The organism is Synechococcus sp. RS9916, from assembly GCF_000153825.1.
In the GTDB taxonomy this organism is placed as follows: Bacteria; Cyanobacteriota; Cyanobacteriia; order PCC-6307; family Cyanobiaceae; genus Synechococcus_C.
Window position 1 is genome coordinate 2,617,596 of sequence record NZ_DS022299.1, and the last position, 19,044, is coordinate 2,636,639.

The following is a 19,044-nucleotide window of genomic DNA, read 5'->3' on the forward strand; positions in this document are numbered from 1 at the left end:
TGAGATGGAAAAAGGCTATTGCCTTCATCCCGTCGCCCGTGATTCTGGACCAACAAGCCGGATGCCCTCCGAAAGCTGTTCATAATGCTTAACTCCCTTGCGGTAACAAGGAAGTTGGCGATTGGGTCGCTTAGAGATCGAACAGTACTCCGTGGATGTACGACTCCGTCCATTCGCTGCCATAGAAGCGAGTCAACATCCCGCGGGCCGGATCCTTCTCGGAGCGATAGGCCGTATAACGCTTCTGGCCCGAGAGCAGAAGTCCCGCACGGTCATCGTCGACAGGCTCCGCTTCCTCTACCAACGCGAGGTAGAGCTGCAGGTAATCTGTGAAGGCCGGACGGATCACACGTTCAATCAGCGCATCGCCCTCCTCCCCTAGCGGGATCCGGGTCCAGAGAAAGGCAGGTGAGAAATACGGCTGTGCCTCGTCAGGAATGGGACCCCCATCGGGTAGTTCGGCGCGCCAGTGCTCGAACAGTGGCATCAGCCGTTCCCAAACCGGACTTGTGTGATCTGGATCTGTCTTGTTGACAGGCTGCAGGTCAAGGGCGAGCAGGTGCCCGTTGGGCAGCGTCACCAGATCGGCGCCAAAAAACGGAAGATCAAAACGACAGCTTGGATTGATCACGAAATTGAGAACCGATGCAGCGCCACCGGCTTCAACGCAGGCACAGCGCACTTGGCGCAGTTTTTCAGTTGAACAGGCCCAGGTTGCGGTGGTAACCGGAATGGGTTTCGCCTTCGATCCAGTGCTGCCCTCTTTCTGCAGAAACCGTTCCTCGATCGGATAGGCCTTCGGCTGAAGCGAGGCCATCGCCGTAACGGCGGTGTCGAGAAAAGGCTGCCAGCGCCATCCTGGGATCTGGACAGGATCAAGACTCGACGTGCGGAGAGGAAGGCTCATGCGGGCTGACTGGCGGGGAAGAGAAATTCGTGCAGGAATCGATCGGACCACTCTTTGCCGAAATGACTGGTGAATAAACCATGGGCAGGATCTCTTTCTGCGCTGTAAATGTCGTAGTTCTCCTGCAGACGCTTGACTTCATCGGGAGGAATGGAAGCCGTGCCATTGCAAGCATCGTCGTGAAGCTTCCAGTAGGCCTTGAGGAAGGAACTGAAGGCAGGTGGAAGTGAGCTGTCAGCTTGGTCAGCCCCTCCACGACAGAAGAGTAACCATGAGGAGAAATATTGATTTGGGTCGAAGGAACGCATGGTTTCTTCTCCATTGAGATCGGGAAATTGTGCGTTTAGGTTCTTTAGTCCGGTGAAGTATCGATCAAGGTAATCAGCATCCTGGACCAACGGTTGAAAGTCCAGCACCGCAACAAGTTTCTGACGTGCTCCAAACCAGAGCAGATCAACGCCCATCAGTGGGTGGTCGAAGTCGTGGTCGGGGTAGGCAACGGAATTCAACACCTGCAGGCTCTCGCCCGCGTCGAGTCTGGTAACGCGCCACCGTCGAAAGCCTGGTACTTGCCACAGCCAACTGCGGATCACGCTGTTGCCCTTGGCTGAACGGCATTCTTCAAGACCAGTCGGGACCTGAAGTGGAAGTCCTCCTCTTGAAGTGATGCTTTGATGCAGTTCGTCGAGAAAGGGATCAAACACGATTTAGCTCCGGAACGTCCGACGCTGGTGCATCAGCCTGCGCTCTCGCTGCTGCTGCAATCTCAGCAATATCAGCCTGAGTTGGACAGCGAAATTCAGTGCAATAGGTTGTCATGGCGACTCCGTTAAGGAACTGCACCGAACTCACGCGCATCCTGATCTGATCATTAACAAACCAGCACCGCTCAATTCCAACGTTTGTGTCATAGCGGGTCTTGATTGTCAAAATCCCATCGTCGGAGAATGCGTAAGTACTGACAACAGCTTTTTTCTCGACATATCCAACGTCGCGAAGCAAAAATCCTCTGCTGGCGTCTTGAGGGTTTGGTGCATTAACGACTACTGCTGCATAGTCATCATTTCGAGTCTCTTGCATCAGATTGCTTTCCCACCAGAACCTTGCTCCCCCAGCAGTGTCTTGGCGATTGACACGCAGCGATTCGCATACATTCTCGACAACAGGGTCGCTATTCTCGAAGGGTTCGATAATTAGATTGGAGTCCCCAGATTCGTCGTCTTGACTGTCGAGGTGGTGAACCACTCGTCGAATCATCCATGTTCCCCTGCTGGCCTCGAAGAAATCAGCCATCGTTCTCGGTGGAGTGGCCATTCCTCTCATTGGTTTTTGACTTGGAAGTCCCTTTGTTGTTTGAGCTGGCCTAGAACTTCGTCTATCCTGGTGAGTTCTGGATGTTCGTTTATGGTTGCATCGATCTTTTTCTGTGAAAGTCGTAGTTTTTTGCCGAGTCCAATTACATCATTGTAGAGTCGCTCACGATAAGCAGATAATTCGTCTATGGATTCCTGCAGTTCTTGAACGGTTGGTGCCTGGTCAGTTTGCTCTGTCATCCTGGTGATAGGCCCAGAAAATCATCGTTGCACCTTACTACTGGTTGTCATGGGCCAGGCTCTTGCGTTGTGATTGGTGACTTGGATGTCGTGAGTCTGGATTGATCTCGTCGTGTTGTACCCCCTTTGCAGTGCCCAGCCTCGGCACTGGCTCTGTCTTCTGTTTTGTCTTGATCTGAGTGATCCGAGGCTGAAAGGTGACGAACTCTTGCGTGATCATCAGATCCCAGGCCACGGCTTGGCAGACCCTGGTTAGCTTGTCAAAGCGCTTCACCCCATTGGGGTCAATGGTCGTCGGTACAACTCCTTTCCTTTTTTAGGGCAGGCTCGGCGATCACCTCACTGCACTAGAAGCCTCCCCCTGCAAAACTGTCTGGCCCACAATGCTCGACGCATTCTCCCGTTCGGTCGTCAGCGCTGACGCCAAAACTGCACCTGTTGGTGGTAGTGACCTCGCTGGTCTGCGCTCCTATGTCCAGAGTGGCAACAAGCGCTTAGACGCAGTCAATGCCATCACCTCCAACGCCTCCTGCATCGTTTCTGATGCAGTGACCGGCATGATCTGCGAGAACACCGGCCTGATCCAGGCTGGTGGCAACTGCTATCCCAACCGCCGCATGGCTGCTTGCCTGCGTGATGGTGAGATCGTTCTCCGCTACATCAGCTACGCCCTGCTTGCCGGCGACGCTTCCGTTCTGGATGACCGCTGCCTCAATGGTCTCAAGGAGACCTACATCGCACTGGGTGTGCCCACTCAGTCTGCTGCCCGTGCTGTGGCCATCATGAAGGCTGCTTCAACAGCTCTTATTGGTGAGACCAACTCCCCTGCTTCAGGTGGTAAGCGCTTCCGCAAGATGGAAACGACCCAAGGCGATTGCTCTGCCCTGGTTGCTGAAGCCGGCTCTTACTTCGATCGCGTGATCGGAGCCGTCTCCTGATCGGTCTGCTGACCTTCTTCTTCGACCCCATTCATCACCAGGAATCCAACAATGAAGTCTGTCGTGACCACCGTTGTGACCGCTGCTGACGCAGCTGGTCGCTTCCCCTCCCAGAACGACCTCGAAGCCGTTCAGGGCAACATCCAGCGCGCTGCTGCTCGTCTGGAAGCTGCTGAAAAGCTGGCTGCCGGTCTGGACAAGGTGACCCGCGAAGCTGGCGATGCTTGCTTCAACAAGTACGCCTATCTGAAGCAGCCCGGTGAGGCTGGCGACAGCCAGATCAAGGTTGACAAGTGCTACCGCGATCTCGGCCACTACCTGCGTCTGATCAACTACTGCCTGGTCGTCGGCGGCACCGGCCCTCTCGACGAGTGGGGCATCGCTGGTGCTCGTGAGGTGTATCGCTCCCTCGGACTGCCTACTGGTCCTTATGTTGAGGCACTCATTTACACCCGCGACCGTGCTTGCGCTCCTCGTGATATGAGCCCCCAGGCTCTGAACGAGTATAAGAGCTACATTGATTACCTGATCAACGCTCTTTCTTGATTTAGAGGCTCATAGCTTCAGGGGAGAAGGGGGCTTTCGCCCCCTTCTTTTGTGACCAAAAATGTTGGCTCTGCTAGCCACCCTCAGCTCTTGTTAGCTGATTAATGGCAAGTTTTAATACACTTAGGACAACATCATCATCTTCATTTTTTGCCCTCTCTTGAAGAGCGTTTAGCGCAGAAGTGTCCCGTAATTTCATCAATGAAAGTGCGCTATTCTTGCGTACCCAAGGGTCCGAATCTGCAAGTTTGGGCATCACAAGCTTTACGGCAATCTTTGTGTCGTCAAATTTTCCTATGAGCGTAACTGCTTCTGCACGAATTTCAGCATAAGGATCGCTAAGTGCATTGAGAAAAAGTTGTTTATCGTCTTCAGCATCAAGATTTTGTATTTGGCTTCCTAATGCAGAAATTGATGCCTTTCTTATGTTGGGATTCTCTGATGTGGCGGCTTGTCGAAGTACTTGAGGTGCTCGGTCTCCAATAAGAGTTAGCGCCCAATTTGCCAGACCAATCTGCATTTCTGTGCTTTCTGGAGCTGCAATAATGCTCAGGATTGCTTCTACAGATTGATCCCCCATTGAAGCCATGGCGCCCATGGTTGATCCTTGAACAACTGAGTCAGTATCAGAAAGAAATGTCGAAAGTAAATCGGGAAGACTGGAAGGATCCTTAATTAAAGTCAGTGTTTTAGCAGCTGCTCTTCTTACAGTGACTTGAGGGCTATGCTTCATCGCTTGGCATAAAGCAGGAACAGCAGCCTTGCCAACAGATCCAAGGCCACCCGAAAAACTACGACGTAGTAGTCCTCGGGAATCCCCGAGCCCAGCTATCATGGTCGCGATTGAGTCTGGATCAGAGTCAATCGGCAATCCGGCTCTAAGTCTCTCTTTGAGATGAGTAGCCAGATCAAGGGCTTCTTCTTCGCTGAGTTGCGCTTCAGAAGAGGTGTTCTCTCGAATCTCCATTATGCCTTTTGATGAAAATTGGTTGCTAGCTTCATAGCCTTGCGTTTGCCCTGATCAAGTTATCACCAACCATAGCCCCAGGCCATGACAGTTTTCGTTATTTCTCATAACCTCCAGTTGAAGTCCCCCCTTACTCCTGATTTTTCATCTCATGAGTTAGCAAAGGGATTAATGCATAATTCGAGCAAATTTTATTCTTCAGATGCTTTGGCCCACCCACATTGGCTGGTAAAACTTGAATCTGATTTGTCTGTCGATGACATGGCCAAGGAACTAGTGAGAGCTTGGAAAGCCTTCCGCCAAAGTGAAGGTCATTCAGTTACTCACTCTTTCTTAGCTCTTGGAGGTCGCAAAGATAGCACTGCGTTACCTGGAGCTCCACTTCAGATGGGAAGCTGGGGAGTTGATTTTGTTGAATGTGCCGATCCTGATGAATTTCTTGTGAGCATTAACTGGGATGCTCTGAAATCATCAAGACCGGCAGATGGTATTTTTGAGCTTAAAGCCTAAATGTAATTGAAAAGCTGATCATTTATTTTTACGTTGCCGCCTATTCCGTTGGGCAGGCTTCCTCTTTTTGGTATTCTCTTCATCTTTACCGGTCAATTTGTTTATTAGTGTCTTGCCTGCGTTTAAAATTACCTCCTCATCTTTAGAAGTATTCCCTTTGAGTGTGCTTTGACCCTTAGAAGGCTTTTGCTCGTTGGAGCTATCTTTAGTCTTTTCAGTTAATTTGCTGATTAGCGCCTTTCCAGCTTTAACCGTAATTCCTCCATCATTGGAAGCAGATGATTTGGTTTCGTCCTGTGATGATATTGGCTGCATCTCAGTAATAACATATCCGGTTCTATGCATCGCTTGCATGCCATTGCATAAACCCCTTAATGGGAGACTGAAGTGAGTTGATAGTCCTGGCCGAGACCGATTTAATGCATTGACGTGTACTTTGAAGCGTGGACTTGAAAATGGACCCATTTCTGTTTAGTTGTTGACTGTATTGATTTTATACCATTTCGACTGTGGACAAAAGTACTACTCTTGTTAATTGAGTTGACTTTTGTGAAGACGTGCTTCGCGTCTTGGCCTAGTATTTAAGTGAATCAATAGACCTTGAAGTTGTTGTGGGCCGTTTTGATAACATCCATCCAGGGCTTACATGTGATCATGCACGTCATATTCTTTCGTTGCCCATAGATGAACTGGAGACCAACAGTGACTTATATATGGCGGCTGCGCACTTGGTTAATTGCCCCTGTTCGGAAACTGAGGATGCACTTCAGTCACTCCTAATCTGTGATTTGGAAGATCAGGCGGTCAAGATTGCAAAAAGAAAGGCTGTGGAGGTTTTGGCGCGCCTGGGATCAGAATCATCAATCCCATTAATTGGTCAATGCCTCTTCGCGGAAGATATTTATCTGGTTGAAAACTCTGTTTGGGCACTTGATCAATTGGGCTGCAACGATCAGAAATTGATTCGTCAGATGATTTCCTTATTAGGGGACAACTCTCAAAACCAGAGGGTTCTTATTCAAGCTCTGTCTCGACTTGCAATTGAGCAGAGTCTTGATTCAATCCAATCACTTCAGGCTTCCGATAGACCTGGTGTTCGTGGGGCTGCCATAGCAGCAGTGTCTCAGTACACATGTGATAAATCCATGCTGTTGCAAATTACGGAGCATTTAATGCTTCCTAATCAAATGGATCGTCAATGTGCCGTACAGGATCTAATCGATGGGGGCGCGATTGATGTACTTCCATCTATCGCCTCTGCTCCTGTTTCGCCGGCGTTCAGAATACGTGCTTGCCGAGAGATTCTTGCCAAGGCCAAAGTCCTGCCTCAAGAACAGCTATGGCTCGAATTTATTGATACTATCCTAAGGGATGATCCTGCCAAGATAAATATTATCCATAAGTATGAGGTGCTTCCTCCTCCTGAGGCTCTTATTCATCAGCTTTATGATACTGATTTTAGTCGTTGCTATTTGGCTATGCAGAATTTGCCAGCGTACTCTTCTGAGAGTCTGATCCCAATATTGCAGAAATCATGGGAAGAGGAGGCTCATAATGATTATGGTGCACATTACTTTTTTATGCATATTTTCGGCTCACGAGATGACTGGAGCCCTTCTGCTCTCGACTGGGTTCTTGACTTGTTGTATCAAGCTGCGATCAATCGCAGACCCCAGTTTCAAAAAAGTCGGGCAGCTGCGATTCAAGCAATTCATAGGCTTAACCCAGATTTGTTTTTTGAACTTGGTTCTCAGCTCCTTCGTGGTTCGATTCACTCCTCCTGGGATTGCCGCTATGTGACCATTATGTGCTTAGAGCGCTCATCCATAGCCAGTTTGGATCTGATCAAAGAGTTAATTATGGATAGCCAAAAAGATTCTGATATTTTTTTGCAGGCTAGAGCTGCTTTGGCTCTTACCACAATTGCTAGCTAAGAGACGATTCCCATGACGTCACCGTCAGGTGTGGATCTTTTGAATGCTAGAATTTAGAAAGATTAAATCAAGTATTTAATATGGACTCTTCTGTGCAATCGTTTGATCAGCTCGTTATCGACCTTAGTCATCCTAATCCGAATATTCGCGAAGCTGCTTGCAATCTCATGGCGGAACATTATGCCGATCAAGCAATGCCTCGACTAATCTCCTTGCTGCATGATCCAGATCCAGCGCTCTACAGAACCGCGGTTAAGGGGCTTGGCATTCTTGGTCACCAAAGTGTTCCACCCTTGTTAGAGCTGTTCAAAAAAACGGATAATGGCACAGTAAAAGCCTGCTGTATCAAAGCTCTTGTTCAAGTTTCTGTGAATTTCCCGACTCAAGCTTTCCCTCCACAGACGATGGACGTACTAGAGCAGGCACTTGATGAAGACAATCCAGTCGTTGCACAGTCAGCACTGATGACCCTCGGTCATCTTTCGAAGCAGGATTCTGAAAAAGAGCATGTCATTCCCCTTCTGATCAAGGCCTGCGAAAGAGACAACATTGCTCATGTTCAGGGTGCATTAATGGCCTTAGCAGAACTTGACTCTCCTTTGGTTCATGACTGCTTGAAAAAGCTGGCTTCTGATACGAATAAGGACAGCTTGGTTAGAGAAATGGCTCAGGCAAGTGTCGAGCGTCGAGAAAGTCTCAATCTTGTCTGAGCGCGTTATGAATTTATTTCTAGCTGGTTGAGTGCCACTTTCATAACATTTTTGACTTGCTTGTCAGTCTCTCCCTTGATTGAAGCTGTTAAAGCCTCGATTGAATTAAATGATTCCATTTTCATTAGCGCAAGAGCAGTATTCTTCCTTACTTGAGGTGAGCTGTCTATAAGCAGAGCAATTAATTCGGCTTCTGCTTCCTCTGGCTCTAATGCCTTTCCAGTGATAGTTGCTGCTTCTGCCCTTACCTCTGCTTCTTCATCTTTTAATGCTTCTAGTAAAATATTTTTTGCGGTTTTGCTCGCACTGGAATGGACTTGTTCGGATAATGCTGTAAGGGCTGCAATCCTGATTTCCGGATTCTCTGATTTTGCGGCTGTCGTAAATGCATCTGGTGCTTTGGCTCCGATAAAGCTTAGAGCCAGATTGATCAATCCGACCTGAAATGCTGTGCATTTATCATTTGAAAGTATCTTTAGTAGCGATTCGATTGCTGGTATCCCAATTGTCGCCATGGCTCCAGCGGATGAGCCCTGAACGACCGGATCATTGTCAGTTTCAAATGCTTCTATCAGATTCGGTAGTGCTAATTCACTTCCGATGATATTGAGTGTTTTGGCAGATGCTCGTCTGATGACAACATTGGGATTTGATTTCAAGGCTACGCACAAAATTGGGATCGCTGCTTTACCTACTGAGCCTAGACTTTGCGCAAATGTGAGCCGGAGGGCTCCACGTTGGTCCCCCAATCCGGCCACCATTTTTTTGATCGAGGCCTCATCTGAGCTGGGCAGTTGCTGGTCTGCAAGTTGAAGTTTCAACGCTTCCGCCAGCTGGTAGGCCTCATCTTCAGTTAGTTCCCCAACCTCGAGCGTTGGAGCGTTTCCAGAAAGCTCGGTCATTATTAACTCTAATTTGTTGAGACTCTAGCTGATTCTGATAGGACTTAGCTGTTTATCTATTTGATTTGAGAAATTAAAAAAGCCTCCTCAGACCGTAGTCAGAGGAGGCTTACCTTTGAGGAGTTATTCGACTTCTGTCAAATCAGAAGTGAACTCCGAACGGACGGAAGGCGACGTAGTCAGTCATCTTCGGTGTCTGGTGGCCAGTGTACTGTTGCTGAGGCAGTTTGACCGGAGTGCGAGAAACTGCTGTATAAGAGAATGGCATTGGCTTTGCACTCTCGCGAGCTGCAATGGCCAAGGGATTCACCGTACGGCTGTTACGCCCCTGTGCATTATCACTGACGGCAACCTTCGTGCCACCCAATTCACGCATCAGGTTGAAGGTACGTGTAAACATACCTGCGTAGGAATCTTGACTGCGGTCGTAAGGAACGATGTCAGAGCCAAAAACTTCTGTGTATTCAGCTGAATCAGTCAAGCTGTCAATCAGAGCATCAAAGCCTTCTTCGGCTTGGAGCTTAATGCTTGCCTGAACTTCAGCCTGATTTAACGGAGCTCGGCCGAGCACATGCTTGTAGTTCAGTTCGATTCCACGCTGAGCACCAACAGCATGGAAGAAGTTGGCTTTGTAGAAGTCAGACTTTGCTAGCCCATTCACGAAATCACGGACTGTGATCTCGCCATTCATCAGGCGAACTTCCAGAGATGTTTCACGCTGGTTGTCTGTTGGAGGGAGGTTGCCGAGCACTTGACGGTAAGCAGCAACAATCACACGCTCCAGTGCTGCTGTGCTTTCTGGGCTGTATTGATCAAAGGTGACACCGAAGGGGCACTCAGAGTGCAGCCTTGGTCCAATACCAATCCCCATCGCAGCACAATGCTGACGCTTGTACTCAGCAATGGCGCCTGCAACGGTGCGAGGAACGGTGTTTTTGCCAGCTTTGCTTGATGTGGAGAATGACGCGGGCCCTGTTCTTGTGGCTGAAGTGAGGGCTTTCAGGCTGGTTTCTGTGCCGAGCATGATGAGAATTGGGATGAGAATTACTTTTTGTCGGGACTCACTCCTGATCAATGCTGTTGTGTATGCACCTCAAGAGTTACGTCATTGACAAAGGTTGCAGCATCAAGAACTTGTTTTAGGTAGCTTTTTGCTGTCAACACTTATTTTATGTATTAGAGCCAACTGGCTAATTGTTTGATAAGGGAATTTTTGCCCTGGCGGTTTTGGCTCACGCCTCTATTCCGGCAATGCTCTTGGCATGGACTGATACCTTCCGAAGCTGAATAGCTTGATTGGTTTTGAACTCATTCCAGCGGTAAAAAAAAGGGTGGGCAGTATTGCCCACCCAATTCACATTGCCGAAGTGATTAACAGCTAAGCTGAAAGATCAGCCGAGGGAGTTGATCACGTAGTCGAGCAGGGTGTTGTAGGCGGTCAGAGCCTGGGGGCTCATGTCGCGAGGGGAGCAACCGTCGTTACGCATGTTGGCGAAACCAGCAACGTAGGTGCCAGCGTCGATGCTCAGAGCCTTATAGACTTCCTTCTGACCGTTGATGGCCAGCTCGTCCAGAGGGCCGGTGCCGCCGGTGACCAGGCAGTAGTTGATCAGACGCAGGTAGTGAACGAAGTCACGCTTGCACTTCTCTTTGCCTTCGGTGGCACACTTACGAGGCTGGCGGCCGGTGGCGCCGTTGGGGTACTGGGCGTACACAGCGTCAACAGCACGCTGAGCGATGCCGTCGTAGTTGGAGGCCAGCTTCTCAGCAGCTTCCAGACGGGCAGCAGCGCGTTGGATGGAACCCTGCACGGACTCCATGTCGGAGGCGGAGGGGAAGCGGGATGCACTGTCGGCTGCGCCGACAACGGTGGTGATGACGGACTTCATGATTTAGAAGCTAGTTAGGGTTGGACGATCAAAAAGACTTGGTTCAGCTGATGGCGCTGATCACCATGTCGAAGTAGCTACCAGCTTCAGCAGACAGGCTGGCGCAGTCACCCTGGGTCACAGCTGCCTTCTTGGGCTGGCTGTTGGTGTTGGTGATCAGAGCACCGGCGGCGGCCTTCATGATGGCAACGGCGCGGGAAGCGGAACCGGTGGGAACGCCCAGAGCGGCATAGGTCTCGCGAAGACCATTCAGGCAGCGGTCCTGCAGCACGGAAGCGTCGCCGGCGAGCAGGGCGTAGCTCACATAACGAAGAACGATCTCACCGTCGCGCAGGCAAGCAGCCATCTTGCGGTTGGTGTAGACGCCACCGTTAGGGGCGGTCAGGCCGGTGTTCTCGCAGCAGATGCCAGCGACAGCGTCAGAAACGATGCAAGCAGCGTTGCCTGCGATGGCGTTCACGGCGTCGAGGCGCTTGTTGCCATCAGCGATGAAGGACTTCAGAGAGGCCAGCTCGCCTCCACCGATGAATGCACCGCTGGAATCGGCCGAGACGGCCTTCCGGGAGAATGCGTCGAGCATGGGGATCGGAATGTTTATGAGGGGGGATGCATATCCGCATCACGAATGACAGTACCCCTGGTTGCTGGCCCACGAGCGTGAACCGGAATGTGAGGACACACAAGTTTGCAAAAGTGAGTCCAGCGCGAAATGTAAAAAAAATTGGAACCGAATGGGCCTGTCGTTTTGGGGAAGCAAAGCGCAGCGTTTGCAGTATTTATGACAAGCCTTTAAGGGCGTGTTCGCAGCTCCATTTGAGTGGTATCCAGGTCGCAGTGTTTTGAATGTCCCTGAGAAGTTCCACTTGGTCTGTCAGTCCGAGTCTCAGGCATGCCCAAGCGGCCGCAACGCGTGACTTCGCGTACTGCGGAAGTGTCTCCGCCAATGCGGTGCGTACGACATCACTCCGCTCTTCAACGTTCTTCAGCCCAACAACTGCTGTCAAGAGATAGTTGGCTCCGTAATCGCTCCAGTATCGAGAGCGGAGTTGATCAATTGTCTCAATCTGCAGCTCTTGAGGCATATTCATGAGGCTTAATGCTCCTCCATATTGTTTTCCTTCGTCTCTATGCTGTAAATTTTTTTCAATTTCCGTCAAGTTGCTGCTGCAGATCCAGTCTTTTTGAAGTGAAAGCATTGCGGGGTCATCTTGCAGGAGTTGAATGATGAGATCGCTATGTGCTGTAGGAACCGTGCCCGTCTTTTCTGGATCGACGAGCTGAAAGGCACTTTTTGCCCGCAAAGGCATTGAGACCGGGCATGTCACTAAATGGGGAAGCATGCTGACGTCCCCGGCATCACCCAGGTCGATCACAGCTGCACGCCGCCTTCCGGCAATGGAATCCGTCAGTTGATGGATCAACGGTACGAGTCGATCCAATCGACCGTGAACCCTAGCGGCGTAAGCACGTGCTGCTCCGGCCACGAGCGGGTTTTCCTCCTGTTCAAGGGCTGCTATTTCCTCCTCCCCGCCGGCCAGGCCAAGACGAGTGTGGGTTTGAATCACAGAACGCTTCTGGTTGTCGCTGCCACGGAGTGCACAAAGAAGCTTCTGGCTTTGATTGCTGTTGAGAGCTGCTCCAATCTGTGCAATCGAATCCACCGCGTTGATCACCGATGTTTCGTCGTCAAACGCGAGAGCTGTAAAAAGCGCAGGCAAAGCACGTGCATCTCTTCTCCTCCCCAGTGCTTCCAGCACTTTTCGCCTTGTGATCCGGTTGAATAGATTTTCTGGATCTAGTTGAATGGCTTCAATCAAGCCTTCCAGAGATTGCTCGCTACGACTAGCAGCCAGCCTTGTAGCCGCTGTGTATTTCTCGACGGGATTGGAGAGATCTTCAGGATTTGTTCTCAGTAACTCTAACGCTTTCTCTTCTGATAGACCTTCGAATAAAATATCGAATCGTTCAGCCATGATCGATGTGAGCTGTTTTCTAAAAAATGCCACTGGCATCTTACTGTTTTCTGCCACTCCGCTGGCGTTTTGGGATTATATGCCTTGTATCTGCTAATGTAGCGTATAGATTCTTTCTGTTTTATGCCTGTCTCGGCTGAGGTGGAACAAGCTCTGCATCGTTTTGTGGATTCAATTGTTTCTCAATCTGCGCTTCAGGATCAGTTGAACCAGGTTGAAGATATTGAAGCCCTCCGCAACCTCGTTCAGTCGGCTGATCCGACGCTGACAGGAGCTGCTGTGATCCCTTTGGAGCAGGCAACACTGCCTCCTAAGATTCTGGTGAATTCTGGAGTTACGAGTCAAGAGATTCCCTGGCGCCTACTTCGCTGTCCTGGTGGGCCGTTGGTGCTGCAACTGATCTGTAAAAAAGCAAATTTTGCTGTTTGGATCGAGAGTTGCTGATGTCTTCTCATGAGTTAACGCGTTTTATTGATTCTGTGGTCCGCTCCCATGAGTTGGCCACTGGGCTCAAGCCCCTCACTACGCATGAACAAATCATTGCCTATGGACAACAGCAGGGATTTGACTTTACAGTTTCCGAATGGTCTGATTTGCATCAGCAAGATTTGCTGAATCAGTCAAGTGCCGTTCAAGAGTCCATTCGTCTGGCTGATCCTGGTCACTGGTCTTGGGCATTTCGCCAACTGTCTTCCTGGAGGGCTATGCTAATGGAGGGTGCAGGAGACGGTCGGTCTTGAATACCCAAATTATCAACTTGACTTCCGATTCTTATGTCTGATGCTGAACAAGATCAGCTGCTTGAGAATTTTATATCGCTTGCGCGTTCTGATCAAGCCTTGAGAGATGAGATTAAATCTGCACGTAATCAAGACGAGATTATCGCTATTGCGCAAACCAAAGGTTTCAAATTAGATTCGTTGGCTATTCTTCGCAAGTGGAGCAAGCATAGTGATTTTTCAAAGCCAACATGGTTAGGTTGGTTTGATGATTGAATCAGCTGTTGATCTCTGAGTAACGTGTCTGATTGCTCCCTTTTTTTGCCCAGTATGTGACAAGTTCTTCACCTCCTGGTCTAGGCACGCTTGCTGTAGCCCTTAGGATTTTAAAGGATCTGTTTGGTCCCATGGGCCAGTTTCCCACTGCTTTTACACTTCTCACCCGTCCACCAAGTTTTTCAATACACTGTTCAAATTTTTCAAGTTGTGTTTGATCTACTGTCTCAAAAATAAAATCAGTCCCCGCGCAAATCAAGTGTTGTGATCGTATCCAGCTTTTGATTTGCTTCTGGCTATCTTGCATATTTTAAGGATCTCTACTAGCCCATTCTTCAGTTATTAATTCAGAAAATGATTTAATCCTCGCAAAACGAAGTGGTCCATGTTCAGAACCCCATTTGGGCTCATCTGTTTCTGGATCAAACCCCCGATCACGACTGATCCAGGTCTCCTCATTGACTTCGACTTCGCTAACCAGATACGTTAGTTTCCCATCTCTAGGCACAATACATTTTTTCCCAGGCTCAACATTGCCAGTGTAATGACCTGGTCTGCTTTCAACAAAATGCATAGCGCATCCACAACGAGGCTCAAGATTTTCTTTCTTGATTGATTCCAGTAGTTCTGGAACTCGTCCAGCACCTGCAAGTCTTTCTTTATTTGGGAATCCAAAGTTCTCCATTACATATGTCTTTTCTTTAATCGTAAGGCGATGGATGCCTTGGCGATAGGGATCCCAGGGAGAGTGGTCGTAGTATTGTTCAGAATAAAATCCTGGTCCGTTAAAGATATCCCTTGGTAACGGCCTGAATACAATATTGATGCGAGCAAACTCTTTTGGATTCGCCTGAGACTGCGCAAAATTGTCAAAAATCCCGGCCATCGTTTTTGCGAACCGTATAATATTCACTTGAGACATTTTTGAAATGATTGTCTTTTATGCGCTGATTCTTTTGACCTCAGATGCAAATGAGGTTTGCAAGATACCTGAGCCTGCAGAGGTTTTTAGAACTGATGATCTGCATCTTAAGTTGTCTGATAAAAACCAGATTCGCTCCTCTGCAATTGATTGATCGTATTGGGTTGTGAGTATAAATGTGCCGTCTTCGAGGAATCGGTATTCTGATTCTGCTGGTACAGACTCTGCGTAACCCATGCTTCTCAGAAGATGCCCAGAATGATTATCATTAGGTATTGGCACGATGATACATGATCCGCTGGATACTTCGCTTGGATCATCGGGCTCCCAATCACTCTCTGCGCTCCATTCCATTTTGAATGGGGATTGGATTTTTGAATCAGAGGAGAATCTCGATTTTTCTATCAAGTCTGCGATTGATCCGGCTGTTTGATTTATCGCTGTGATTGAAATCTCACTTAAAACATCTTCGAATTGTTGAAAAGCAAGTGAGTGCCCCGAGCGCATCGATCGCCATTCACCAATACTTTGAGCAACAAATTGCTCAATATTCATAGCTATTGGTTGTTGAGTCCGATGTGACTCCTGGATTTTGATCAAGGTTGTTCTTCATCATGCTCACCATTGAGTCGACCATCATTGACATGGCCATGGGGCTAGAAGAAACAGAATTTTGAAATTCGTCTGTTTGATTGGGTTGTTTGCTTGTTGTATTTCGGAGGATTGGCATGGCTTGTGAGTCTTTAGGCTGACCTGGCAGTTACAACTAGTTATCCTGCCCAGATTGAGGATGGTTTTTACCCAAACTCAATCATGGCAGATTCGATTGTAGAGGAGAGGGGTGATGCGGAAAGACTTAAGCCTTCGCAATAGAGAGGATCTTTCCTTTTTGGGCCAGAATGCTCTGAATTGTTGAAGACATTGAGCTTTGGGGCACGACCGATGTTTGTACAGCACGTCGGTTCGCCCCAATCTGTTTTCCAGAGCTCCAGGTAATCGTTAACGCATTAGCATTACCAACACTCTTGCGATTGACGATGTTTGGTACCTCTCCAGTTGTCAGGCTGTTTAGCAGCTTAGAGCTTTGCTCTGCTCCATCAAATCCAGCGTATCCTGCATCCAAGATATTGGATCGTGTGAAGTTGATTGTTCTACCTCCTGCAACTGTCTGCTTAGAACGGTTGTAGGGAACTTGATCGACTCCAAAAGCAGTGAGATATTCCTCGCTATATATGTAACTTTCTATCTCTGCATCGTAACCTTCTTCGTGTAAACGCCGTACATGCTCCATGACCTCAGTTTGGTCATGCGGTGAACGCCCAAGAAGATGTTTAAAATTCAGTTCAACAAATCGATAGGCGTTATTGTTTTCCAAAAAAAGCTTTTTGTATGTATCAGACTGTGCAAGCGCTGTAACAAAACCCTGAACGGTGAGGTCCCCATTAATGAACAAGGCTTCAAGTGACTTGTTCACATCCAATTCCATCAGATGACGATTGCCAAACACCTGCTTGTAGGTGCCCTGAATCACCTCTTCAGCGTGACCGAGGTCGCTATTAGCGGGTGCTGCAAGTGTCGTGGTTTCCATCGTTGATCTGGGAGTGGAGAGAAGAGAAGGTGATTGAGCCTTGCGATAGCAAGGCTCAGATTGTTCAGAGTTTTGGCCTGTATTACATCACCTCAGTGATGGATACGATCTTTCCACCACGTGCATGGATGTACTTCATTTGGCTAGACATATCCTTCCCAGACACCAGGTAGGTACTTCCAGCTGTCCGCTGACGGGTCCGTGCAGCCTGAGCTGCCACAACAATACGGAAGCGCTTTTTGGTTGGATCGGGTGCCCCAGATTGAGTACCTGTGCGGTTAATCCGTGTCGTTGTGGAGCTCCAGCCCCCAGGCACTGTGCCAGTGGCCACTGAGGTCACCAGAGCCGAACTGGTTTGTACGGTGTCACTGGCTGCATAGCCTTCGGCCAGTTTGAGATGACGGTTGAAGGCAACCTGTGACCGTCCATTTTCGGAAAGGATGCGTGCGAAGGGAACAGTGTCTTCCCCGAAAGTGCTTTGGTACTCCTCACAATCAACATAGCTGCAGATTTCTGCTTCGTAGCCACCTTCGGCGAGGATTCGGGTGTGTTCACTGATCTCTGCTTGAGATTTAGGAGCACGGCCTAAGAAGTGCTTGAAATTCAGCTCAATGAAGCGGTATGGGGCATTGGTTTCAAAGAACCGTCGCTTGTATTCAGCAGAGAGGCCGATTGCTCGAACGAATTCTCGTGTGCTCAGATATCCATCGATGAATTTACTTTCAGCGGAAATTGCTCTTTCGAACTCCATAAGATGGGGGTTGCCCATCACTTGTTTGTATGTGGCACGGATGAGAGCGCTGAGTTGATCTGCGCTGTCTCCTGGGCAACGCTGATACGTTTCTTGCTCTCTTTGCCCAAGCCCGAAGAAAACGTAGGAGTCACCACGCATCGGTGCTGTATCTTTTCCGCTTGTAACTCCGGGATCCTTGCTTGCAATCCGGCCGCTGGCGTAGCTTGCACTTGGACGTAGACCCAATGCTTCGGATGTCAGGCTGATGCGAGGTGCGATGCCGCTTCCCAAGCTGCGGGTAAGTGCACTGTTGCCACCTCGAGCACTATCGCTGCCGGCGAAGCTCTTCTGAACAGCCGCCAGCATTGGGAATGCTGCGGTTGACAGGTCTGCAGGTGAATTCCATGCCCGTGCATAAGGAACGACATCACTGCCAAACACTTCGAGGTATTCGGCAGAATCAATGATGCTGTCAATTAGGGCATCGTGACCGTGTTCTGCCTGAAGGGCAATTTTGGCCGAAACTTCGGATTGAGCGTGGGGTGCTCGTCCTAACAGGTGTTTGAAGTTCAACTCGATTCCCCGTTGTGGGGCTACGGCCGCAAAGAACCGATTTTTGTAGAAGCTTGACTTCGCAAGACCACGGATGAAGTTGCGAACGTCGAGTTCACCGTTGCAAAGCTGGGCTTCCAGCTCGTTCGAACGTTCGAAGTCCATCACATGGGCGTTGCCGAATACCTGGCGGTAGGCGGCGGCGATCACTTCATTTAGAGCTGAAGTATCAGATGGGCTGTAGCACTCAAATGTGACGCGATGGGGGCAGTCTTCATGGTTGCGGGGGCCCACCCCGATGCTCATTTGATCACAGGATTGTTTGAGGAACTCGCCGTTCGTCAGGGCAGGTTTCGAGGACGCCTTTGCTTTGTGCTTGAAGCTGACTGGGCTGCTCCACTTGGTTTCTGCGCCGAATCCGGTTGAGACTTGATTGCTAGCCATTGTTCAGAGAGGGGATTGTTGAAGTGGTGAGTTCTTGAATGCTTGTTGCAGATTTGATCAGGTCACAGGTGTGATACTTGCGATCTTTCCACCTTCCTTGTGAATCCGTTTGAATTGCTCTGAGAGCTTGTCGAACGGCACATAAAAGACCCTGTTGCAACGGGTATAGCGTGAGATCCGACGCACATTATTGGCGCTGTACCCAGTCACTTCCACGCGGTAGCTCATGCCTTCAGCACCGGCCCCAACTCCAAGTCGAGTCGGTGCATCTTCCAGATTCTTGGATCTTTGGAAGCTCCAACCAGTGGTTTCGCTAGAGGATGGCGGAACCACTGGGAGAGGAAGGTTCTGATAGGCAGCACCACCAAGTTTGCTGCTTTTCCCTGAGAGATCTCCCTTCAAGCTGCTGCTGCTGTTTCCCCGCAGCAGCTGGAAGGTCCAAGTGAATTCCTGGAGTGTGGTGCAGCATTCGGTCTTCCAGCCGCGTTGGAAAGGAACAGTCCATTCGCCATAGGCATTCTGATAGTCAGCCGAATCGAGGTAACTATCGATATCGGCCTCGAAGCCTTGGCTATCCAGCCGTTCGGCATGCGCACGCATCTCTTCAAAGTCTTCCGGAGCGCGGCCCATCAGGTGCCGGAATGCAAGCTCGATGTAGCGATACCGAGAGCAGCTATCGAAGAAGCGGTTGCGATAGAGCTCGCTTTTGGCGATGCGGCGCACCAATTCCCGCACACTGATCTCGCCAAGTTTGAACTGGGATTCAGGTATGAGCTGTCGCTCGCTTTCCATTACGTAGGCGTTGCCAAGCACCTGCTTGTAGACAGCACGGATGATTTGCTCCTTCTTGGCGTCTTCGTCACCGGGAAGCAGTTCAAGGGGAGCCTCACTCTCGTCCGAGAAGCGCTCGACCCCCAAAAGCGAAGCAGGACCGAAGGGCATGAAGGTACTCGCGTTTTCGCCTGACCATGCTCCTTCAGA

General features: G+C 49.6%; 25 protein-coding genes. 8 read left to right on the forward strand and 17 right to left on the reverse strand.

The genetic code is table 11. The features are described 5' to 3' along the window. Nucleotides 1-130 precede the first annotated feature (130 nt). From RS9916_RS13140 to RS9916_RS13155, 4 genes are read right to left on the reverse strand one after another with little or no spacing between them, the layout of a single operon-like run. Nucleotides 131-907, reverse strand: a complete 777-nt coding sequence (locus tag RS9916_RS13140; protein WP_007099936.1) for a phycoerythrobilin:ferredoxin oxidoreductase — start codon at nt 905-907, stop codon at nt 131-133. Next, the gene (locus tag RS9916_RS13145; RefSeq protein ID WP_007099937.1) at nt 904-1,611 is read right to left on the reverse strand and encodes a 15,16-dihydrobiliverdin:ferredoxin oxidoreductase; all 708 of its coding nucleotides are present in this window, start codon (nt 1,609-1,611) and stop codon (nt 904-906) included. The genes RS9916_RS13140 and RS9916_RS13145 overlap by 4 nt, the downstream gene beginning before the upstream one ends. Then, complete coding sequence (locus RS9916_RS13150; protein WP_007099938.1) at nt 1,604-2,200, reverse strand: phycobiliprotein lyase; 597 nt, start codon at nt 2,198-2,200, stop codon at nt 1,604-1,606. Before RS9916_RS13150 ends, RS9916_RS13145 begins: the two co-directional genes overlap by 8 nt. A 26-nt stretch (nt 2,201-2,226) precedes the next feature. After that, nucleotides 2,227-2,460 (reverse strand): hypothetical protein, encoded by a 234-nt coding sequence (locus RS9916_RS13155; RefSeq protein WP_007099939.1) that lies wholly within the window; start codon nt 2,458-2,460, stop codon nt 2,227-2,229. A 383-nt stretch (nt 2,461-2,843) separates the two neighbouring features. Here RS9916_RS13155 and cpeB point away from each other — a divergent pair, with 383 nt between their 5' ends. Both cpeB and cpeA read left to right on the forward strand, forming a co-directional pair. After that, entirely contained in the window at nt 2,844-3,398 is a 555-nt protein-coding gene (gene cpeB / locus RS9916_RS13165) for a class 1 C-phycoerythrin subunit beta (RefSeq protein WP_007099941.1), read from the forward strand. 51 nt (nt 3,399-3,449) lie between these two features. Beyond that, nucleotides 3,450-3,944: a class 1 C-phycoerythrin subunit alpha gene (cpeA, locus tag RS9916_RS13170; RefSeq protein ID WP_007099943.1), complete on the forward strand. Its 495-nt coding sequence runs from the start codon at nt 3,450-3,452 to the stop codon at nt 3,942-3,944. Between the two features lie 73 nt (nt 3,945-4,017). Here the strand turns inward: cpeA and RS9916_RS13175 are convergent, their stop codons facing one another. Next, on the reverse strand, nt 4,018-4,911 hold the full coding sequence (locus RS9916_RS13175; protein WP_007099944.1) for a HEAT repeat domain-containing protein: 894 nt from the start codon (nt 4,909-4,911) through the stop codon (nt 4,018-4,020). 84 nt (nt 4,912-4,995) lie between these two features. Between RS9916_RS13175 and RS9916_RS14020 the strand changes: the two genes are divergently transcribed. Next, nucleotides 4,996-5,421 carry a DUF2656 family protein gene (locus tag RS9916_RS14020; RefSeq protein WP_007099945.1) on the forward strand — a complete coding sequence of 142 codons (426 nt, stop codon included), beginning with the start codon at nt 4,996-4,998 and terminating at the stop codon, nt 5,419-5,421. A gap of 18 nt (nt 5,422-5,439) precedes the next feature. Here the strand turns inward: RS9916_RS14020 and RS9916_RS14650 are convergent, their stop codons facing one another. Next, entirely contained in the window at nt 5,440-5,775 is a 336-nt protein-coding gene (locus tag RS9916_RS14650; RefSeq protein ID WP_007099946.1) for a hypothetical protein, read from the reverse strand. 257 nt (nt 5,776-6,032) lie between these two features. On the opposite strand from RS9916_RS14650, the gene RS9916_RS13180 reads away from it, so the two are divergent. After that, entirely contained in the window at nt 6,033-7,355 is a 1,323-nt protein-coding gene (locus tag RS9916_RS13180; protein ID WP_232199600.1) for a HEAT repeat domain-containing protein, read from the forward strand. 80 nt (nt 7,356-7,435) lie between these two features. Further along, the gene (locus tag RS9916_RS13185; RefSeq protein WP_007099948.1) at nt 7,436-8,065 is read left to right on the forward strand and encodes a HEAT repeat domain-containing protein; all 630 of its coding nucleotides are present in this window, start codon (nt 7,436-7,438) and stop codon (nt 8,063-8,065) included. Nucleotides 8,066-8,070: 5 nt separating this feature from the next. Here the strand turns inward: RS9916_RS13185 and RS9916_RS13190 are convergent, their stop codons facing one another. The 5 genes from RS9916_RS13190 to RS9916_RS13210 all read right to left on the reverse strand — a co-directional run bounded on the left by RS9916_RS13190 (nt 8,071) and on the right by RS9916_RS13210 (nt 12,829). Continuing rightward, entirely contained in the window at nt 8,071-8,967 is an 897-nt protein-coding gene (locus RS9916_RS13190; RefSeq protein ID WP_007099949.1) for a HEAT repeat domain-containing protein, read from the reverse strand. A 142-nt stretch (nt 8,968-9,109) separates the two neighbouring features. Further along, a complete protein-coding gene (locus tag RS9916_RS13195) occupies nt 9,110-9,991 on the reverse strand; it encodes a phycobilisome rod-core linker polypeptide (protein ID WP_007099950.1) in 882 nt (293 codons plus the stop codon). A gap of 367 nt (nt 9,992-10,358) precedes the next feature. Then, nucleotides 10,359-10,856, reverse strand: coding sequence for a class 2 C-phycoerythrin subunit alpha (gene mpeA, locus RS9916_RS13200; protein ID WP_007099951.1), 498 nt, complete (start codon nt 10,854-10,856; stop codon nt 10,359-10,361). A gap of 43 nt (nt 10,857-10,899) precedes the next feature. Further along, nucleotides 10,900-11,436, reverse strand: coding sequence for a bleomycin hydrolase (locus RS9916_RS13205; protein WP_007099952.1), 537 nt, complete (start codon nt 11,434-11,436; stop codon nt 10,900-10,902). A gap of 196 nt (nt 11,437-11,632) precedes the next feature. Beyond that, complete coding sequence (locus RS9916_RS13210) at nt 11,633-12,829, reverse strand: HEAT repeat domain-containing protein (RefSeq protein ID WP_038024665.1); 1,197 nt, start codon at nt 12,827-12,829, stop codon at nt 11,633-11,635. 123 nt (nt 12,830-12,952) lie between these two features. On the opposite strand from RS9916_RS13210, the gene RS9916_RS13215 reads away from it, so the two are divergent. From RS9916_RS13215 to RS9916_RS14030, 3 genes are read left to right on the forward strand one after another with little or no spacing between them, the layout of a single operon-like run. Further along, a complete protein-coding gene (locus RS9916_RS13215) occupies nt 12,953-13,273 on the forward strand; it encodes a Nif11-like leader peptide family natural product precursor (RefSeq protein ID WP_007099954.1) in 321 nt (106 codons plus the stop codon). Further along, a complete protein-coding gene (locus tag RS9916_RS14025; protein WP_071961585.1) occupies nt 13,273-13,569 on the forward strand; it encodes a Nif11-like leader peptide family natural product precursor in 297 nt (98 codons plus the stop codon). The genes RS9916_RS13215 and RS9916_RS14025 overlap by 1 nt, the downstream gene beginning before the upstream one ends. A gap of 33 nt (nt 13,570-13,602) precedes the next feature. After that, nucleotides 13,603-13,824 carry a Nif11-like leader peptide family natural product precursor gene (locus RS9916_RS14030; protein WP_007099956.1) on the forward strand — a complete coding sequence of 74 codons (222 nt, stop codon included), beginning with the start codon at nt 13,603-13,605 and terminating at the stop codon, nt 13,822-13,824. A gap of 1 nt (nt 13,825) precedes the next feature. Here the strand turns inward: RS9916_RS14030 and RS9916_RS14035 are convergent, their stop codons facing one another. The 6 genes from RS9916_RS14035 to RS9916_RS13235 form a co-directional block, all read right to left on the reverse strand. Then, nucleotides 13,826-14,131 (reverse strand): hypothetical protein, encoded by a 306-nt coding sequence (locus RS9916_RS14035; protein WP_007099957.1) that lies wholly within the window; start codon nt 14,129-14,131, stop codon nt 13,826-13,828. Nucleotides 14,132-14,134: 3 nt separating this feature from the next. Beyond that, a complete protein-coding gene (locus RS9916_RS14040) occupies nt 14,135-14,746 on the reverse strand; it encodes a chromophore lyase CpcT/CpeT (protein ID WP_038023861.1) in 612 nt (203 codons plus the stop codon). An 18-nt stretch (nt 14,747-14,764) separates the two neighbouring features. Further along, nucleotides 14,765-15,301, reverse strand: coding sequence for a phycobiliprotein lyase (locus RS9916_RS14045; protein ID WP_007099959.1), 537 nt, complete (start codon nt 15,299-15,301; stop codon nt 14,765-14,767). Between the two features lie 301 nt (nt 15,302-15,602). Then, nucleotides 15,603-16,334: a phycobilisome rod-core linker polypeptide gene (locus tag RS9916_RS13225; RefSeq protein WP_007099960.1), complete on the reverse strand. Its 732-nt coding sequence runs from the start codon at nt 16,332-16,334 to the stop codon at nt 15,603-15,605. An 82-nt stretch (nt 16,335-16,416) separates the two neighbouring features. Beyond that, nucleotides 16,417-18,063, reverse strand: coding sequence for a phycobilisome rod-core linker polypeptide (locus RS9916_RS13230; protein ID WP_007099961.1), 1,647 nt, complete (start codon nt 18,061-18,063; stop codon nt 16,417-16,419). A gap of 57 nt (nt 18,064-18,120) precedes the next feature. Next, entirely contained in the window at nt 18,121-19,005 is an 885-nt protein-coding gene (locus tag RS9916_RS13235) for a phycobilisome linker polypeptide (protein WP_007099962.1), read from the reverse strand. Between the last annotated feature and the right edge of the window lie 39 nt (nt 19,006-19,044).

Excerpts from the sequence above, each read along its gene's own strand:
- RS9916_RS13140 (WP_007099936.1), bottom strand. The coding sequence starts at position 907 with ATGAGCCTTCCTCTCCGCACGTCGAGTCTTGATCCTGTCCAGATCCCA.
- RS9916_RS13150 (WP_007099938.1), bottom strand. The coding sequence starts at position 2,200 with ATGGCTGATTTCTTCGAGGCCAGCAGGGGAACATGGATGATTCGACGA.
- RS9916_RS13155 (WP_007099939.1), bottom strand. The coding sequence starts at position 2,460 with ATGACAGAGCAAACTGACCAGGCACCAACCGTTCAAGAACTGCAGGAA.
- cpeB (WP_007099941.1), top strand. The coding sequence starts at position 2,844 with ATGCTCGACGCATTCTCCCGTTCGGTCGTCAGCGCTGACGCCAAAACT.
- cpeA (WP_007099943.1), top strand. The coding sequence starts at position 3,450 with ATGAAGTCTGTCGTGACCACCGTTGTGACCGCTGCTGACGCAGCTGGT.
- RS9916_RS13175 (WP_007099944.1), bottom strand. The coding sequence starts at position 4,911 with ATGGAGATTCGAGAGAACACCTCTTCTGAAGCGCAACTCAGCGAAGAA.
- RS9916_RS14020 (WP_007099945.1), top strand. The coding sequence starts at position 4,996 with ATGACAGTTTTCGTTATTTCTCATAACCTCCAGTTGAAGTCCCCCCTT.
- RS9916_RS14650 (WP_007099946.1), bottom strand. The coding sequence starts at position 5,775 with ATGCAAGCGATGCATAGAACCGGATATGTTATTACTGAGATGCAGCCA.
- RS9916_RS13185 (WP_007099948.1), top strand. The coding sequence starts at position 7,436 with ATGGACTCTTCTGTGCAATCGTTTGATCAGCTCGTTATCGACCTTAGT.
- RS9916_RS13190 (WP_007099949.1), bottom strand. The coding sequence starts at position 8,967 with ATGACCGAGCTTTCTGGAAACGCTCCAACGCTCGAGGTTGGGGAACTA.
- RS9916_RS13195 (WP_007099950.1), bottom strand. The coding sequence starts at position 9,991 with ATGCTCGGCACAGAAACCAGCCTGAAAGCCCTCACTTCAGCCACAAGA.
- mpeA (WP_007099951.1), bottom strand. The coding sequence starts at position 10,856 with ATGAAGTCCGTCATCACCACCGTTGTCGGCGCAGCCGACAGTGCATCC.
- RS9916_RS13205 (WP_007099952.1), bottom strand. The coding sequence starts at position 11,436 with ATGCTCGACGCATTCTCCCGGAAGGCCGTCTCGGCCGATTCCAGCGGT.
- RS9916_RS13210 (WP_038024665.1), bottom strand. The coding sequence starts at position 12,829 with ATGGCTGAACGATTCGATATTTTATTCGAAGGTCTATCAGAAGAGAAA.
- RS9916_RS13215 (WP_007099954.1), top strand. The coding sequence starts at position 12,953 with ATGCCTGTCTCGGCTGAGGTGGAACAAGCTCTGCATCGTTTTGTGGAT.
- RS9916_RS14025 (WP_071961585.1), top strand. The coding sequence starts at position 13,273 with ATGTCTTCTCATGAGTTAACGCGTTTTATTGATTCTGTGGTCCGCTCC.
- RS9916_RS14030 (WP_007099956.1), top strand. The coding sequence starts at position 13,603 with ATGTCTGATGCTGAACAAGATCAGCTGCTTGAGAATTTTATATCGCTT.
- RS9916_RS14035 (WP_007099957.1), bottom strand. The coding sequence starts at position 14,131 with ATGCAAGATAGCCAGAAGCAAATCAAAAGCTGGATACGATCACAACAC.
- RS9916_RS14040 (WP_038023861.1), bottom strand. The coding sequence starts at position 14,746 with ATGTCTCAAGTGAATATTATACGGTTCGCAAAAACGATGGCCGGGATT.
- RS9916_RS14045 (WP_007099959.1), bottom strand. The coding sequence starts at position 15,301 with ATGAATATTGAGCAATTTGTTGCTCAAAGTATTGGTGAATGGCGATCG.
- RS9916_RS13225 (WP_007099960.1), bottom strand. The coding sequence starts at position 16,334 with ATGGAAACCACGACACTTGCAGCACCCGCTAATAGCGACCTCGGTCAC.
- RS9916_RS13230 (WP_007099961.1), bottom strand. The coding sequence starts at position 18,063 with ATGGCTAGCAATCAAGTCTCAACCGGATTCGGCGCAGAAACCAAGTGG.
- RS9916_RS13235 (WP_007099962.1), bottom strand. The coding sequence starts at position 19,005 with ATGCCCTTCGGTCCTGCTTCGCTTTTGGGGGTCGAGCGCTTCTCGGAC.